The 14,529-nt window shown below is 63.8% G+C and carries 13 protein-coding genes and 2 pseudogenes; 6 read left to right on the top strand and 9 right to left on the bottom strand.

Going from position 1 to position 14,529, the window contains the following annotated elements; all coding sequences use genetic code 11:
* Positions 1-99 precede the first annotated feature (99 nt).
* Together guaA and ACZ1G0_RS09210 are read left to right on the top strand one after the other, a co-directional pair.
* A pseudogene (guaA, locus tag ACZ1G0_RS09205) lies at positions 100-1,663 on the top strand (glutamine-hydrolyzing GMP synthase).
* Between the two features lie 174 nt (positions 1,664-1,837).
* Positions 1,838-1,960, top strand: coding sequence for a hypothetical protein (locus ACZ1G0_RS09210; protein ID WP_472736672.1), 123 nt, complete (start codon positions 1,838-1,840; stop codon positions 1,958-1,960).
* Between the two features lie 6 nt (positions 1,961-1,966).
* Here ACZ1G0_RS09210 and ACZ1G0_RS09215 read toward each other — a convergent pair whose 3' ends face one another.
* The 8 genes and pseudogenes from ACZ1G0_RS09215 to ACZ1G0_RS09250 all read right to left on the bottom strand — a co-directional run bounded on the left by ACZ1G0_RS09215 (position 1,967) and on the right by ACZ1G0_RS09250 (position 9,328).
* Entirely contained in the window at positions 1,967-2,449 is a 483-nt protein-coding gene (locus tag ACZ1G0_RS09215; RefSeq protein ID WP_472736673.1) for a hypothetical protein, read from the bottom strand.
* Positions 2,450-2,538: 89 nt separating this feature from the next.
* Positions 2,539-3,758: pseudogene (locus ACZ1G0_RS09220) on the bottom strand (acyl-CoA dehydrogenase).
* 12 nt (positions 3,759-3,770) lie between these two features.
* Positions 3,771-5,102: a branched-chain amino acid ABC transporter permease gene (locus ACZ1G0_RS09225; protein WP_472736674.1), complete on the bottom strand. Its 1,332-nt coding sequence runs from the start codon at positions 5,100-5,102 to the stop codon at positions 3,771-3,773.
* On the bottom strand, positions 5,099-6,109 hold the full coding sequence (locus ACZ1G0_RS09230; protein ID WP_472736675.1) for a branched-chain amino acid ABC transporter permease: 1,011 nt from the start codon (positions 6,107-6,109) through the stop codon (positions 5,099-5,101). Before ACZ1G0_RS09230 ends, ACZ1G0_RS09225 begins: the two co-directional genes overlap by 4 nt.
* Position 6,110: 1 nt before the next feature.
* Positions 6,111-6,455: a hypothetical protein gene (locus ACZ1G0_RS09235; RefSeq protein ID WP_472736676.1), complete on the bottom strand. Its 345-nt coding sequence runs from the start codon at positions 6,453-6,455 to the stop codon at positions 6,111-6,113.
* A gap of 1 nt (position 6,456) precedes the next feature.
* Entirely contained in the window at positions 6,457-7,170 is a 714-nt protein-coding gene (locus ACZ1G0_RS09240) for an ABC transporter ATP-binding protein (RefSeq protein ID WP_472736677.1), read from the bottom strand.
* Positions 7,171-7,253: 83 nt separating this feature from the next.
* Entirely contained in the window at positions 7,254-8,036 is a 783-nt protein-coding gene (locus ACZ1G0_RS09245) for an ABC transporter ATP-binding protein (protein WP_472736678.1), read from the bottom strand.
* Positions 8,037-8,137: 101 nt separating this feature from the next.
* Positions 8,138-9,328, bottom strand: a complete 1,191-nt coding sequence (locus ACZ1G0_RS09250; RefSeq protein WP_472736679.1) for an ABC transporter substrate-binding protein — start codon at positions 9,326-9,328, stop codon at positions 8,138-8,140.
* A gap of 164 nt (positions 9,329-9,492) precedes the next feature.
* Between ACZ1G0_RS09250 and ACZ1G0_RS09255 the strand changes: the two genes are divergently transcribed.
* Positions 9,493-10,593 (top strand): PQQ-dependent sugar dehydrogenase, encoded by a 1,101-nt coding sequence (locus ACZ1G0_RS09255; protein ID WP_472736680.1) that lies wholly within the window; start codon positions 9,493-9,495, stop codon positions 10,591-10,593.
* On the opposite strand, the gene ACZ1G0_RS09260 is transcribed toward ACZ1G0_RS09255, so the two are convergent.
* Entirely contained in the window at positions 10,587-10,877 is a 291-nt protein-coding gene (locus ACZ1G0_RS09260; RefSeq protein WP_472736681.1) for a hypothetical protein, read from the bottom strand. The genes ACZ1G0_RS09255 and ACZ1G0_RS09260 overlap by 7 nt on opposite strands.
* 107 nt (positions 10,878-10,984) lie before the next feature.
* Between ACZ1G0_RS09260 and pyrC the strand changes: the two genes are divergently transcribed.
* From pyrC to ACZ1G0_RS09275, 3 genes are all read left to right on the top strand, one after another.
* Positions 10,985-12,025 carry a dihydroorotase gene (pyrC, locus tag ACZ1G0_RS09265; RefSeq protein WP_472736682.1) on the top strand — a complete coding sequence of 347 codons (1,041 nt, stop codon included), beginning with the start codon at positions 10,985-10,987 and terminating at the stop codon, positions 12,023-12,025.
* A gap of 48 nt (positions 12,026-12,073) precedes the next feature.
* Positions 12,074-12,754: an orotate phosphoribosyltransferase gene (locus tag ACZ1G0_RS09270; protein ID WP_472736683.1), complete on the top strand. Its 681-nt coding sequence runs from the start codon at positions 12,074-12,076 to the stop codon at positions 12,752-12,754.
* Between the two features lie 244 nt (positions 12,755-12,998).
* Complete coding sequence (locus ACZ1G0_RS09275; RefSeq protein WP_472736684.1) at positions 12,999-14,483, top strand: replicative DNA helicase; 1,485 nt, start codon at positions 12,999-13,001, stop codon at positions 14,481-14,483.
* Positions 14,484-14,529 lie beyond the last annotated feature (46 nt).

A 14,529-nucleotide genomic window follows, 5' to 3' on the forward strand; every position in this document is an offset into this window, starting at 1 on the left:
GCGTAAGTGTCACACGGCAGGGCCGATTTCCGCCCCCTGAGGGCGCAAAGCGACATTCCCGCCATTGCACAGCGCCGCCTTTGGGCCTAATCCCGGGCCATGACTGATATCGCCTCCCACGAACGCCTTTTGATCATCGACTTCGGATCCCAAGTGACGCAGCTGATTGCGCGCCGCTTGCGGGAATTGAACGTCTATTGCGAAATTCACCCCTATCAGAACGTCACCGACGCCTTTCTGGCCGATTTCGCGCCGCGCGCGGTGATCCTGTCGGGCGGACCGGATTCGGTGGTGCGCGAGGGCTCGCCCCGCCCACCCGCGTCGGTGTTTGAGATGGGCGTGCCGATCCTTGGCATCTGCTATGGGCAGCAGGTGATGATGCACATGCTGGGCGGCACCGTGGAACGGGGCCACGGGACGGCGGAATTCGGGCGCGCCTATGTGACGCCCAAGGGCAGCCTACCCCTGTTGGACGGCTGGTTCGAAAATGGCGACGAACAGGTCTGGATGTCCCACGGCGACCACGTCAGCGCCATTGCCCCGGGGTTCGAGGTGTTCGGCACCTCGCCCAACGCGCCCTTTGCCATCGTGGCCGACACCGCCCGTGATTTCTATGCCGTGCAATTCCACCCCGAGGTGCACCACACCCCCAAGGGGGCCAAGCTCTACGAGAATTTCGTCCGCATGGCGGGCTTCACCGGCGACTGGACCATGGGCGCTTACCGCGAACAGGCGATCGAGGCGATCCGCGCGCAGGTGGGCGACAAACAGGTGATTTGCGGGCTGTCGGGTGGTGTTGATTCCTCCGTCGCGGCGGTCCTGATCCACGAGGCCATTGGCGACCAGTTGACTTGTGTGTTCGTGGACCACGGGTTGTTGCGTATGGACGAAGGGGCGGAGGTGGTCACCATGTTCCGCGACCACTACAACATGAAACTGATCCACGCCGAAGAGCAGGAGCTGTTCCTGGGCGCGCTGGACGGTGTCAGCGACCCAGAGACCAAGCGCAAGATCATCGGTGGTCTGTTCATCGACGTGTTCCAGAAATACGCCAATGGCATCGAGGGGGCGGAATTCCTGGCCCAAGGCACCCTGTACCCAGACGTCATCGAGTCCGTCAGCTTCAGCGGCGGCCCCTCGGTCACGATCAAATCGCACCACAACGTGGGCGGCCTGCCCGAAAAGATGGGCCTGAAACTGGTCGAACCCCTGCGCGAGCTGTTCAAGGACGAGGTCCGCGCCTTGGGGGCGGAACTGGGCCTGCCTGCGTCTTTCATCGGACGGCACCCCTTCCCCGGGCCGGGCCTTGCGATCCGCTGCCCCGGTGAAATCACCCGCCCCAAGCTGGAAATCCTGCGCAAGGCGGACGCGGTCTACATCGACCAGATCTCGCAAACACGGACTCTATGACGAGATATGGCAGGCCTTTGTGGCGATCCTGCCCGTGCGCACCGTAGGTGTGATGGGCGACGGGCGGACCTATGACTACGCCTGCGCCTTGCGGGCCGTGACCAGCGTCGATGGGATGACGGCGGATTACTATCCGTTCAGTCACGAATTTCTTGGCGAAACCGCCACCCGGATCATCAACGAGGTAGAGGGCATCAACCGCGTGACCTATGACATCACCTCGAAACCCCCGGGCACGATCGAGTGGGAATGAATTCGGGCACGCAACCTATCTAAAAGGACAGGTTCTGTCCCGATTCATTCAACGATAGTCAAGGCCTGCGCCGTCAATTGGCGTCACGTAAATTGACCAGTACCTCTTTTGATCGCTTTCCAATGTAGGGCCGGTATCATGCGACTTTTCCGATGTGCCGAGTGCGGACACAAAATGCGTCTGACGGGCGCACATTGTGGTAAGTGCTACAACGACAAGACAGCGTTTCAACGCCTGTCTACCTACATTTGGATTGCGGTGGGTGTGTTTGGGGTGCTGGTTCTGGCGGCCCTGTAAAGACTTTCACCAAAGATCCGCTTGCACCAACAGATCGGCCGGTATCTCGCCCACGCTGCAGGCTTGCAGATCGCCCCGCTGTCCAACGCTAAACCATTCTGCGCGGGCCTCCAGCCCGATGGAAACCGCAGGCCCCCGGTCCACGGGTGTGCGACCCCAGTGGGAATGGGTGAAGGGTTCACTGTCCACAAGATCCGTCAGCGCGGTGTTCGGCAGGCCCGCGCGATGCCACAGAACACCTGCGATACAATCCACCTGCCGCGTGACCATGCCGCGCAACTCCGCCTCTCGGTGCCGGTTGGCAATTATGGTGGCCAAGGCAAGATCGGCCACCCCGTGGCGCACTTGGGCGGCGTGGCCCATCAAATGGGCGGCGCGATAGGCCTGCAACAGATCAGGCGCATCGGCCAGATAGATGGTGTTGGGGGTCGTACAGTACCGCGCGGGCGCTGTGCCCGGACAGCCCTCTTCCCCGACCCGCGGCGGCATATCCGCAAAAGACGCCGTGGCCGCTGACAGCACCGCCGCCGTATCCGCCTGCGCCGCCCCGATCAGGGCCAGCGCTACACATACCGCCCTTAGAAAAATGCCTGCAACCCCGTCTGCGCGCGGCCAAGGATCAGGGCATGCACGTCATGGGTGCCTTCATAGGTGTTGACCGTTTCCAGGTTCATCATATGGCGCATGACCTGATAGTCCTGCTGGATGCCGTTGCCGCCGTGCATGTCCCGGGACAGGCGCGCAATATCCAGCGCCTTGCCGCAATTCTGGCGCTTGATCATCGAGATCATCTCGGGCGCTGCCGCCCCTCGTCCATCAGCCGCCCCACACGCAGGGCCGCTTGCAGGCCAAAGGCGATGTCGGTTTGCATATCCGCCAGCTTTTTCTGGAAGAGCTGAGTCTGAGCAAGGGGTTTGCCGAATTGCACCCGGTCCAACCCATATTGCCGGGCGGCGTGCCAGCACGCCTCGGCCGCGCCCATGACGCCCCAGCCGATGCCATAGCGCGCGCGGTTCAGACAGCCGAAAGGCCCCTTGAGGCCCGAGACATGGGGCAGCAAAGCCTCCTCCCCCACCTCGACCCCGTCCATGACGATTTCCCCGGTGGTCGAGGCGCGCAGGGACAGCTTCCCCTCGATCTTGGGCGCGGACAGACCGGCCATGCCCTTTTCCAGGACAAAGCCCTTGATCTTGCCATCATGGGCGTCGGACTTGGCCCAGACCACGAACACATCCGCGAAGGGCGCATTGCTGATCCACATCTTGGACCCGGTGATCCGGTAGCCACGTCGCGTCTTTTCCGCACGCGTCTTCATACCGGCGGGGTCGGACCCGGCGTCCGGCTCGGTCAGGCCGAAACACCCGATCAACGCCCCGGCGGCCAGCCCGGGCAGGTATTTCAAGCGCTGCTCTTCGGTGCCGTAGGCCAGGATTGGGTACATCACCAGACTGCTTTGCACGGACATCATGGACCGGTAGCCACTGTCGATCCGCTCGATCTCGCGCGCCACAAGGCCGTAGGTGACGTAGGACGCACCAAGGCCGCCATATTCCTCGGGCACGGTCAGTCCCATCAGACCCGCCTGCCCCATGGCGGCAAAGATGCCGGGATCGACGGTTTCCTCTGCATAGGCCTGCGTGACCTTGGGCATCAGCGTTGCATCCGCAAAGGTTGCGGCGGCGTCGCGCAGCATCCGTTCATCCTCGGTCAACTGATCTTCCAGACGCAGGGGGTCGGCCCAGTCAAAGCTGGACAGATCCGGCGCATCCTTGCCCTTGATCGCACGTGTGACGTTCATCGCAACTCTCCCTTAGCGTTCGGGGATCAACCCGCGTGGGCTGAACCGTAGCACAAGCAACAGGATCAGGCCCATGGTGAACAGACGCATGTGGGCCGCAGCCTCGATCAAGTGATCCTTCAGCCAATAGCCGTCCGCCATGCCGCTGGTGATGATCTGCATCAGACCAAGGCCCATGGGTTCCACCTGAACCCACAGCCACCAGATCAACATGCCACCCAGGATCGACCCCCAGTTGTTGCCAGACCCACCAACGATCACCATCACCCAGATCAGGAAGGTAAAGCGCAGGGGCTGGTAGGTGCCCGGGGTCAACTGCCCGTCCAGCGTGGTCATCATTGCCCCCGCCATGCCGCAAATGGCCGATCCCAGCACGAAGATCTGCAAGTGGCGGCGGGTCACATCCTTGCCCATGGCCTCGGCGGCGACCTCGTTGTCGCGGATCGCGCGCATCATCCGCCCCCAAGGGGAGTTCAGCGCCATCTGCGCCAGCCACAGCAGGATCAGAAGGACAATGGCGAACAGCACCATGTAGTTCAGCTTGACCGTGATGGACGACGCCGTGACCGGGTCAAAGCCCCAGCTGGTCACGCGCTCCACAAAGGTTTCAGAGTTTTGCAGGTCAATCTCATACGGCGTCGGCCGGGGCAGACCGTTGACGTTCTTGACGCCCCGCGCCAGCCACGCCTCGTTCTTGAGAACCGCAATCACGATCTCTGCGATGCCAAGGGTGGCAATGGCCAGATAGTCGGACCGCAGGCCAAGGGCCGTCTTGCCGATGACCCAAGCGGCCCCGGCGGCGATCAGCCCACCTACGGGCCAAGCCAGAACGGTCATGAAGCCCCAGTCGCGCCCGCCCGGGTTGATCCCACCCAGATAGCCGGTGGAGGCCGCATCCACAGCCTCGATCGCCTGCACACCGCCGTCGAATACCGCGCGGAACACAAAGAACCCGACCAGCAGCAGGACCGTCACGGTGATCCCCCGCGCGCGCCCCTTGGGCATGGCGGACCACGTCAAAAGCGCACCCACCACCGTCAGCGCCCCAAGGACAAGGCCGACGATCACCCGGATCCCGCCCGCGGCCCACGCATCCTCGACCGGGGGCATGGAGATCAGCACCGTGGCCAGCCCGCCCAAGGCGACAAACCCCATGATCCCCACATTGAACAGGCCCGCATAGCCCCATTGCATGTTGACCCCAAGGGCCATGATCGCACTGATCAGCCCCATGTTCAGGATCGTCAGGGTCACGTTCCATGATTGATAGAACCCGGTGCCGATGAACAGCAGGGCCACGAATGCGAACAGCAGGCCGTCGCGCGGGGTCAGACCTTTGATCATACGGATTTCCCCTTAAACAGGCCGGTCGGTTTGAACAGCAGGACAATCAACAGGATGCCAAAGCTGACGGCGAATTTGTAATCCGTGGACAGCAGCTGCACGAGGCCGTCCGGCTCCAGACTTTCGGGCAGCAGGTAGCCCAGCACCTTTTTCAGCGGGTAGGTGATGGTCACTTCGGCAAAGGCGATGACAAAGCCCCCGGCGATGGCGCCAAGGGGATTGCCCAAGCCCCCCACGATGGCAGCCGCGAAAATCGGCAGCAGCAGCTGGAAATAGGTGAAGGGTTTGAACGACTTGTCCAGCCCGTACAGGACCCCCGCCGTGGTCGCCAACGCCGCCACGATCAGCCATGTGTACATGACCACACGTTCAGGGTTGATGCCGGACAGCAGGGCCAGATCCTCGTTGTCGGAATAGGCACGCATGGATTTACCCGTGCGCGTCTTGTTCAGGAACCAGAACAACAGGGCCACGACGATGATCGCCACAACGACCGTGATCACGGCGGTGGTGCGGATGGCCAGCCCCTCGGACAGGCCGGTCAGGGTGCGGAACTCGCGCGCCGTGATGATGAACCGCTCCCCGTCCGCGAACCGCTGGTCGTCAGGTCCGATGATAAACCGCACGACCCCGTTCAGGATGAACATCACCCCCAGCGAGGCAATGACATAGATCACCGGGGCCGCCTTTTGGGCGCGGTAGAACTTGTAGACCCCCCGGTCGGTCAACAGGACCAGCCCCATGGTGACCAAGATCCCGAAGGGCAGCGCCAGCAGCGCCGTGGGCAGTGGGCCAAAGCTGAGGCCTGCCCCCTGCATCGCCCAGGTGACAAGGATCGTCGCCATGGTGCCAAAGGCCATGGTGTCCCCGTGGGCAAAGTTGGAAAACCGCAAGATCCCGTAGATCAGCGTCACCCCAAGCGCCCCAAGCGCCAGTTGCGCGCCGTAGGCCGTGGCGGGCAGAAGGACAAAGTTGGAAAAGGCCACAAGGGCGTTCAAAGCATCCATCTCAAATCCTCCCCTCGCAGGAGCCCAGGTAGGTCACGGCCAGCGGCCCGCCCAGGTGGGCCGTCAGGCGCGCGCCCTCGGGCACATAGGTCAGCAGATACCGCGCGGATCCGTCCGACGCGAGGGCCGTCAGGGACCCCGGCGCGCGTTCCGAATGGACCACGATCAGGTCGCCGAACTCCGTGGACACCGTCAGCTCCCCCTCCAAGGTCGGCGCGACCTCCAGGGCAAAGGCGCTGGATTGACAGCCGTCCGCCTCGAAACACTCGGTCTCGAAGGTGCAGGCCAGTTGCGCGCTGGCCGGCAGGGCCACGGCACACAGGGCACAGGTCAGTAAGATGCGCATGTCATCCCCCCAGAAAGCTTTTGCGGACATCAGGGTCGGCCAGCAGGTCGGCCCCGGTCCCGGTATAGGCGTTGCGGCCCTGCACAAGGACATAGCCCTTGTCGGCAATGGCCAGCGCCTGACGGGCGTTCTGTTCCACCATCAGGATCGAAATCCCCGTGCGGGCCACCTCGATAATGCGGTCGAACAGCTCGTCCATGACGATCGGACTGACCCCTGCGGTGGGCTCATCCAGCATCAGGACCGTGGGCTGGGTCATCAGTGCGCGACCCACGGCGACCTGCTGGCGCTGCCCGCCGGACAATTCGCCCGCGGGCTGAAACCGCTTGTCCCGCAGGATCGGAAATAGGGTGTAGACTTGCTCCATGGTGGCCGCGATATCGTCGCGGCGCAGGAAGGCCCCCATCTCAAGGTTCTCTTCCACCGTCATGGAGGTGAAGATGTTCGACGTCTGGGGCACAAAGGCCATGCCCTTGGCCACCCGGTCCTGAGGGGACAGCTTGGTGATATCCTCGCCGTCCAGCCGCACCGCGCCCTCGCGCACGTCCAGCATGCCGAACACGGCCTTCATGGCCGTGGACTTGCCCGCACCATTGGGGCCGACGATCACGGCGATCTCGCCCTTTTCGACCGCTACAGTACATTCGTGCAGGATATTCGGGCCCTTGCCGTAGCCGCCCGACATCCTGTCCCCTATCAAAAACGGCTCCGCCATGGCGCGCCCATCCCCTCATTGTTCTCTAAATACCCTCGGGGGTTTGGGGGCTGGCCCCCAATCCGACCGGCCCACAGGCCAGATCAGGCCCCCACGGCATCCTTGTTTTTCAAACCCGTGCCCAGATAGGCCTCGATCACTTGCTCGTTCGCCTTGATCTCGGCCAGCGTGCCTTCGGCCAGCACCTTGCCTTCGGCCATGCAGATGACCGGGTCGCAGATGCGGCCGATGAAATCCATGTCGTGTTCGATCACGACAAACGTATATCCGCGTTCCTTGTTCAGGCGCAGGATGGCGTCCCCAATGGTGTTCAGCAGCGTGCGGTTCACGCCCGCGCCGACCTCGTCCAGAAAGACGATCTTGGCGTCCACCATCATGGTGCGGCCCAGCTCCAACAGCTTTTTCTGCCCGCCAGAGATCTCGCCCGCCCGTTGCTCTGCCAGATGTTCGACGGTTAGAAACTCCAGCACCTCATCCGCCTTGGCGCGCAGGGCGCGTTCCTCGTCGGCGATGCGCTTGCGTCCGAACCATGTGTTCCACAACGCCTCGCCCGCTTGGTCGCCCGGGACCATCATCAGGTTCTCGCGGCAGGTCATGGTGGAAAATTCATGGGCGATCTGAAAGGTGCGCAGCAGTCCCTTGTGGAACAATGCGTGGGGCGGCAGGCCGGTGATATCCTCGCCCGCCATGGTCACCTTGCCCGACGTGGGCGGCAGAACACCGGCGATCACGTTGAACAGCGTGGTCTTGCCCGCACCGTTCGGACCGATCAGCCCAGTGATGGAGCCGGTTTCGATCCGCAGGGTTGCACCATCCACCGCGTGGAAGCCGCCGAAGTGTTTGTGAAGGTCCTGAACCTCGATCATCGCAAATCCCTCAAATGGGCCACCCTTGCCCCATCGCAAAACGGTCCAATCGTAAAACGGCCCCACAAATTGCGGGGCCGTTGGTCTTGATGTGGGACGTCCTAGCGGAAGCCGACCACGGTCAGCTTGCCGTTTTCGAAGGTCACCTGACGATAGTTGCCAGCGGATTCGCCTGCACCGATCAATTCCACAGCGGATGCGCCGACGAAGTCCACGTCACCGCCATTGGCCAGGATTTCCAGACCTTTGGCCAGCTCGCCGGGCAGGATCTGCTCGCCGGGGGCGTTGGCCACATCCATGACGTGGTCCTTGTAGACCGCGGGATCGGTGGAGCCTGCGGCCTGCATCGCAAGGGCGATCAGGGCTGCAGCGTCATAGGCCTCGGCCGCGAAGGCGGAGGTGCCGTCAAAGCCAGCCTCGGCGGCCAAACCCTGGAAGATGCCCGCGCCATCGCTGTCGGTGCCGGGGTTCGCCCCCAGAGAGCCGTCGATTTCCGTGCCGAAGTTGGTTTCCAGCATGTCGCCCACCATCCCGTCGGGGAAGTAGAACATGTCAAACGCGCCCGTATCCAGTGCTGCGCGGACAATGCCCGACCCGCCGCTGTCCACGTAACCTGCAACCACCAGCAACTCGCCACCGGCGGCAGCCAGCGCGCCCACTTCGGCAGAGTAGTCGGCCTTGTTGTCTTCGTGGGCCGCGTTGATGGTGACTTCACCACCAGCCGCCTCGAAGGCCGCTGCAAATGCGTCTGCCAGACCCTTGCCGTAGTCGTTGTTGGTGTAGGACACGGCCACGGATGTGATGCCGTTTTCCTGCAGGATGTCGCTGATCACAACGCCTTGGCGCGCGTCAGAGGGGGCGGTGCGGAAGAACAGACCGTTGTCTTCCACAGTGGACAGGCCCGGGGACGTGGCCGATGGCGAGATCATCACCATGCCGTTGGGCAGGGCCGCGTTCGACAGGATCGCGCCTGTGGCACCGGAACACATGGCCCCGACAATGCCAGACACGCCGTCGGATGTGATCAGACGCTCGCCCACCGCAGACGCGGCAGAGGCGTCGACGCAGGTGCTGTCGCCGCGCACAGGCTCCAACGTGTGATTGGCAGCGCCACCAGCGGCGTTGACCTCGGCCAGCGCCAGTTCAGCCGCGTCACCCATGGGGCCCGCAAGGCTTTCCAATGGACCGGTGAAGCCCAGGGCAATCCCGATCTTTGCAGCACCATGGCCATCGGCCAGTGCGCCGCCGGTCAACAAGGCGGTCGCCGCCGTTGCCAAAAGTAGTTTCTTCATAAGTCATCTCCCTGACTGGATCTGTGTCCGGATTTTATCCTGAGTCGAAAGCTAGGCCGCAAAGGTCAGAAAGAAAAGGCCAGAAGCGCTGATCACAAGGGCGAGAGGGGCTGGTCGGCGCGGTTTTTGCACTTATCTCTACGTCAACCCGAACGGAGATTGACATGCGCACGCCCCTCATCGCCCTTGGCCTGTTCCTGCTGACGACCCTTGCCCTGCCCGCCAGCGCACGCGAGGTGCAGACCTCGGCAGGCACGCTGCAGGTAAGCCAAGCGGTGGGTGGCCTCGATGAACCCTGGGCCTTTGGCTTTGTGCCAGAGGGGCTGTTGATCACCGAACGCGGCGGCGCGCTGCTGCATATCGCAGACGATGGAACCCGCGTGGAAATGGGCGGCGTGCCAACGGTGGCGGATGTGGGGCAAGGCGGGTTGCTTGATCTGTTGATCCCCCGCGACTTTGCCACCAGCCGCGAGGTGTTCCTGTCCTACGCCAAGCCCCAGGGCCGGGACGAGGGCACGGCGCTGGCCCGCGCCACCTGGGCCGCCGGGTCGGATCGGCTGACGGACGTCGAGGTGATTTTCGAAATGGCCCCCGGCTCGTCCGGCGGACGGCACTTCGGCTCCCGCATCGTCGAGGGGACGGACGGGTTTTTGTATCTGACCATCGGCGACCGGGGCGACCGCCCCTCGGCGCAGGATCTGGGCATCGAAGCGGGCAGCGTGGTGCGCGTGGCCCGCGACGGATCCATCCCGGCGGACAACCCCTTCGCGGCTCAGGCGGGTGCGCGGCCCGGCATCTGGTCCTATGGCCACCGCAACCCCCAAGGGGCAGCCCTGGATGCAGCAGGCCAGCTTTGGGTCATTGAACACGGCGCGCGCGGCGGGGACGAGGTCAACCGGGTGAAGCGCGGGGCCAACTATGGCTGGCCCGTGATCAGTTACGGACGCCACTATTCGGGCCTGCGCATCGGCGAGGGCACCGAGAAAGAGGGCATGGAACAGCCTGCGTTCTACTGGGACCCCAGCATCGCGCCCTCGGGGGCCACGTTCTATACGGGGCCCATCGCGCCCTGGGACGGGGACCTGTTCGTGGGATCGTTACGGGCGGACATGATCGCGCGGCTGGACCCAGACCGCGCCATGGCCGAGGTAGAACGCATCGCCCTGCCCGAAACAGCCCGAGTGCGCGACGTACGCACGGGGCCGGACGGGGCGCTGTGGTTCCTGTCGGTCGGAAACGGCGCGCTCTATCGCTTGGGTCAGTAGTTCGGGCCCCCGGTGGTGCCCATCAGGGCGGCCCAGACACGCTTGCCGAACAAGCCCAGCCCCGCCCCCACGGCGACCAGAAACACGCTCGCATTCACGCCCAGCACACCCAGCACCAGCGAGGCCGCAACCATCATCGCCAGCAAAGCCAGCAGGTCGAATTCGGTCTTCTTCAGCTTGATCTCGGCCAGCATGACGCTTTCGGCCCAGGCCTTCAGCTTCGGCTCCATGATCGGCGTCAGATACCCCACGGCGATCCCAACCACTAAATTCAAAAAAATCATATGCTGCCCTCCGCTGGCGTTTGGCGTCAGATAATCCCACTAATCCCACTGGGCCTTGATCGCAAGCCGGTCTGGACGGATGCGCCGCCGGGGTGTAGGCCGCGCCTATGACTGATACACTCACGATCCGCCGTCCCGACGATTGGCACCTGCACCTGCGCGACGGCGCGATGCTGGCCGCCGTTCTGCCCGAAACCGCCCGCCATTTTGCGCGCGCCATCATCATGCCGAACCTCGTGCCCCCCGTGGTGCGCGGGGCCGACGCCGCCGCCTACCGCGACCGGATCCTCGCCGCCCTGCCCGATGGCATGGTGTTCGAGCCGTTGATGACCCTGTATCTGACCGAAGACACGGACCCCGAGGACGTGCGCGCCGCCGCCGCCAGCGGCCTTGTGAAGGCGGTGAAACTGTACCCCGCCGGGGCCACCACGAACTCTGCCAGTGGTGTGACCGATTTCGACAAGGTCCAGGGCGTGTTGGAGGTCATGGCCGAAATCGGCCTGCCCCTGTGTTTCCACGGCGAAGTCACCGACCCCACCGTGGATATCTTTGACCGCGAGGCGGTGTTTCTGGACACCAAGCTGGACCCGATCCGGCGGCGCAATCCCGACCTGAAGGTCACGCTGGAACATATCACCACCAAGGACGGCATCGACTACGTCGCCGGGGCCTCGGGGCATATCGGCGGCACGATCACCACGCACCACCTGATGATCAACCGCAACCACCTGCTGGCGGGGGGCATCCGGCCCCACTACTATTGCCTGCCCGTGGTCAAACGCGCCACCCACCAAGAGGCCCTGCGCGCCGCAGCCACCAGCGGCAACCCCCGGTTCTTCCTGGGCACCGACAGCGCGCCCCATCTGGATCACGCCAAAGAAAGCGCCTGCGGCTGCGCGGGCTGCTTTACGGCCACCAACACCCTGTCGTGCCTCGCCCATGTGTTCGAGGAGGAAGGCGCGCTGGACAAGTTGGAGGGGTTCACCAGCCTGCACGGCCCCGCCCACTATGGCCTGCCCGTAAACGAAGGCACGGTGACGCTCACCAAAGATGCCGCCGTTGCATATCCGTCGCATATTGAAACGCCCGATGGCGCCGTGACGCTCTTTGATCCGGGCCACGCTTTGCATTGGCACGTTTCCAACTGAACACGATTTTTCGTACGAAAAATCGCACCCCGCCGAAAGGACAGCGCAATGATCCCATCCTCCCACCCCGATGCCACCGAAATCGCCCGCCTGACCGCCCGGATGCTGCTGGAGATCAAGGCCGTGCATTTCAATGCCCGCGACCCGTTCACCCTCGCCTCCGGCCTGCCCAGCCCGACCTATATCGATTGCCGCAAGCTGATCAGCTATCCGCGCATCCGCGCCACGCTGATGGATTTCCTGACTGTCACGGTGATGCGGGACGCCGGGTTCGAGGCCTTCGACAACATCGCAGGCGGCGAGACCGCAGGCATCCCCTTTGCCGCCTTTGTGGCCGAACGCATGGCCCTGCCCATGACCTACGTGCGCAAAAAGCCCAAGGGCTATGGCCGCAATGCCCGGATCGAAGGGGCCATGTCCGAAGGTCAGCGCGTGCTGCTGGTCGAGGATCTGACCACGGACGGTGGATCGAAACTGTCCTTTGTGGATGCGATCCGCGAGACCGGGGCCACCTGCGCGCATACGGCCGTGATCTTCAACTACGGCATCTTCCCCGAAACCGAGACGACCCTGGGGGATCACGGCGTGCGCCTGCATGCGCTGTGCACATGGTGGGACGTGCTGGCCGAGGCCAAGGACCAAGGGGCGTTTGATTCGGACACCCTGGCCGAGGTCGAGGCCTTCCTGAACGCGCCCCGCCCGTGGCAAGAGGCCCGCAAAGGCGCCTAAGCCCGCCGGATCGCTGCACTTTCAGGCGGCCCGCATGGTGCGATGTCGGTCTTGGGTATTTTTGACCCAATGAAGCGGGACTTCGCGCTTTGGGGGCCCGGGCCTGCCAGATGTTGACGCGGCGGCGGTGTTGGCCCCATCATATGGACAGCGCGATGGTTATCCCCGATATCCACATGGGTGGCCCCTTGTGGATCCGGGGCCGCCCGGCGTACCCAAGACGCCTGTACGGTGGGGACATGCAATGAACGAGATCACGACCATTCCAGCGGGCCAGGTGGCCGCAGCCGAGACCACGGAGCTGCCCCACAACATTGAGGCGGAACAGCAGCTGCTGGGCGCGCTTTTGACCAACAACGATCTGTACGATCAGGCGGCCTCTGTGATCGGGCCGCAGCATTTCTATGACCCTGTGCATGCGCGCATCTGGGAAACGGCGGCCGCGCGGATCAGCAAGAACGCCCTGGCCAGCCCAGTGACCCTGAAGGCCTTTCTGGAGGATGACGAGGGGCTGAACGCCCTGGGCGGTGCGGCCTATCTGGTGAACCTTGCCGGCGTGGCGGTGTCGTCCTACGCCGTGCGCGATTATGCCCAGATGATCTACGATCTGGCCATCCGGCGCGAGTTGATCAACCTTGGCAAGGACATCGCCGCCGAGGCCGCAGATGTCACCGTCAGCAACGAGCCCAAGGATCAGATCACCGCTGCGGAACAAAAGCTCTATGCCTTGGCCGAACAGGGCCGGGCTGACAGCGGGTTCCAGTCCTTTCTGTCCGCCATCACCCAGGCCATCGACATGGCCACCGCCGCCTACCAGCGCGACGGCGGTCTGGCGGGCGTGTCCACGGGCCTGCGCGACATGGACAAGAAACTGGGGGGGCTGCACCGGTCGGACCTTTTGATCCTGGCCGGGCGTCCGTCCATGGGCAAGACGTCTCTGGCAACCAACATCGCCTTCAACATCGCCAAGGCCTACCGCAAGAAGATCACGCCCGAGGGCAAGGAAGTGGCCGAGAACGGCGGCGTCGTGGGCTTTTTCAGCCTAGAGATGTCTTCGGAACAGCTGGCCGCACGGATCCTGTCCGAGGCCGCAGAGGTGCCCAGCGAGCAGATCCGGCGCGGCGACATGACCGAGGCCGAATTCCGCCGCTTTGTCGAGGCGGCCAAGGAACTGGAACGCTGCCCCCTGTTCATCGACGACACCCCCGCCCTGCCCATCAGCCAGCTGGCCGCCCGGTCGCGCCGGTTGAAACGGACCCACGGGCTGGACGTGTTGATCGTGGACTACCTGCAACTGCTGCGCCCCGCGACCGCCAAGGACAGCCGGGTCAACGAAGTCTCCGAGATCACCCAAGGCCTGAAGGCCATCGCCAAGGAGTTGGACATCCCCGTCATCGCCCTGTCCCAGCTGTCGCGCCAGGTCGAAAGCCGCGAGGACAAGCGCCCGCAACTGTCGGACCTGCGCGAATCCGGCTCGATCGAGCAGGACGCGGACGTGGTGATGTTCGTGTTCCGCGAGGAATACTACAAGGAACGGGAAAAGCCCGGGGATCACGAGTTGGACAAGATCGCCGAATGGCAGGCCGCCATGGAGGCGCTGCACGGCAAGGCCGAGGTGATCATCGGCAAACAGCGCCACGGCCCCATCGGGTCGGTAGAACTGTCGTTCGAGGGGCAATTCACCCGCTTTGGCGATCTGGCCAAACCCTGGCAAGAGGATCAGCGCTAGGGCACCGCCGCGCGCACAGTGTGCGGTGAAACTGCGCCGTCCTATC

Source organism: Thalassobacter sp. HA4-2 (assembly GCF_055693705.1).

What these genes read in the sequence shown, in the direction of transcription:
- ACZ1G0_RS09210 (WP_472736672.1), top strand. Translation starts at nt 1,838, where the DNA reads ATGCGTCTGACGGGCGCACATTGTGGTAAGTGCTACAACGACAAGACA.
- ACZ1G0_RS09215 (WP_472736673.1), bottom strand. Translation starts at nt 2,449, where the DNA reads ATGCCGCCGCGGGTCGGGGAAGAGGGCTGTCCGGGCACAGCGCCCGCG.
- ACZ1G0_RS09225 (WP_472736674.1), bottom strand. Translation starts at nt 5,102, where the DNA reads ATGATCAAAGGTCTGACCCCGCGCGACGGCCTGCTGTTCGCATTCGTG.
- ACZ1G0_RS09230 (WP_472736675.1), bottom strand. Translation starts at nt 6,109, where the DNA reads ATGGATGCTTTGAACGCCCTTGTGGCCTTTTCCAACTTTGTCCTTCTG.
- ACZ1G0_RS09235 (WP_472736676.1), bottom strand. Translation starts at nt 6,455, where the DNA reads ATGCGCATCTTACTGACCTGTGCCCTGTGTGCCGTGGCCCTGCCGGCC.
- ACZ1G0_RS09240 (WP_472736677.1), bottom strand. Translation starts at nt 7,170, where the DNA reads ATGGCGGAGCCGTTTTTGATAGGGGACAGGATGTCGGGCGGCTACGGC.
- ACZ1G0_RS09245 (WP_472736678.1), bottom strand. Translation starts at nt 8,036, where the DNA reads ATGATCGAGGTTCAGGACCTTCACAAACACTTCGGCGGCTTCCACGCG.
- ACZ1G0_RS09250 (WP_472736679.1), bottom strand. Translation starts at nt 9,328, where the DNA reads ATGAAGAAACTACTTTTGGCAACGGCGGCGACCGCCTTGTTGACCGGC.
- ACZ1G0_RS09255 (WP_472736680.1), top strand. Translation starts at nt 9,493, where the DNA reads ATGCGCACGCCCCTCATCGCCCTTGGCCTGTTCCTGCTGACGACCCTT.
- ACZ1G0_RS09260 (WP_472736681.1), bottom strand. Translation starts at nt 10,877, where the DNA reads ATGATTTTTTTGAATTTAGTGGTTGGGATCGCCGTGGGGTATCTGACG.
- pyrC (WP_472736682.1), top strand. Translation starts at nt 10,985, where the DNA reads ATGACTGATACACTCACGATCCGCCGTCCCGACGATTGGCACCTGCAC.
- ACZ1G0_RS09270 (WP_472736683.1), top strand. Translation starts at nt 12,074, where the DNA reads ATGATCCCATCCTCCCACCCCGATGCCACCGAAATCGCCCGCCTGACC.
- ACZ1G0_RS09275 (WP_472736684.1), top strand. Translation starts at nt 12,999, where the DNA reads ATGAACGAGATCACGACCATTCCAGCGGGCCAGGTGGCCGCAGCCGAG.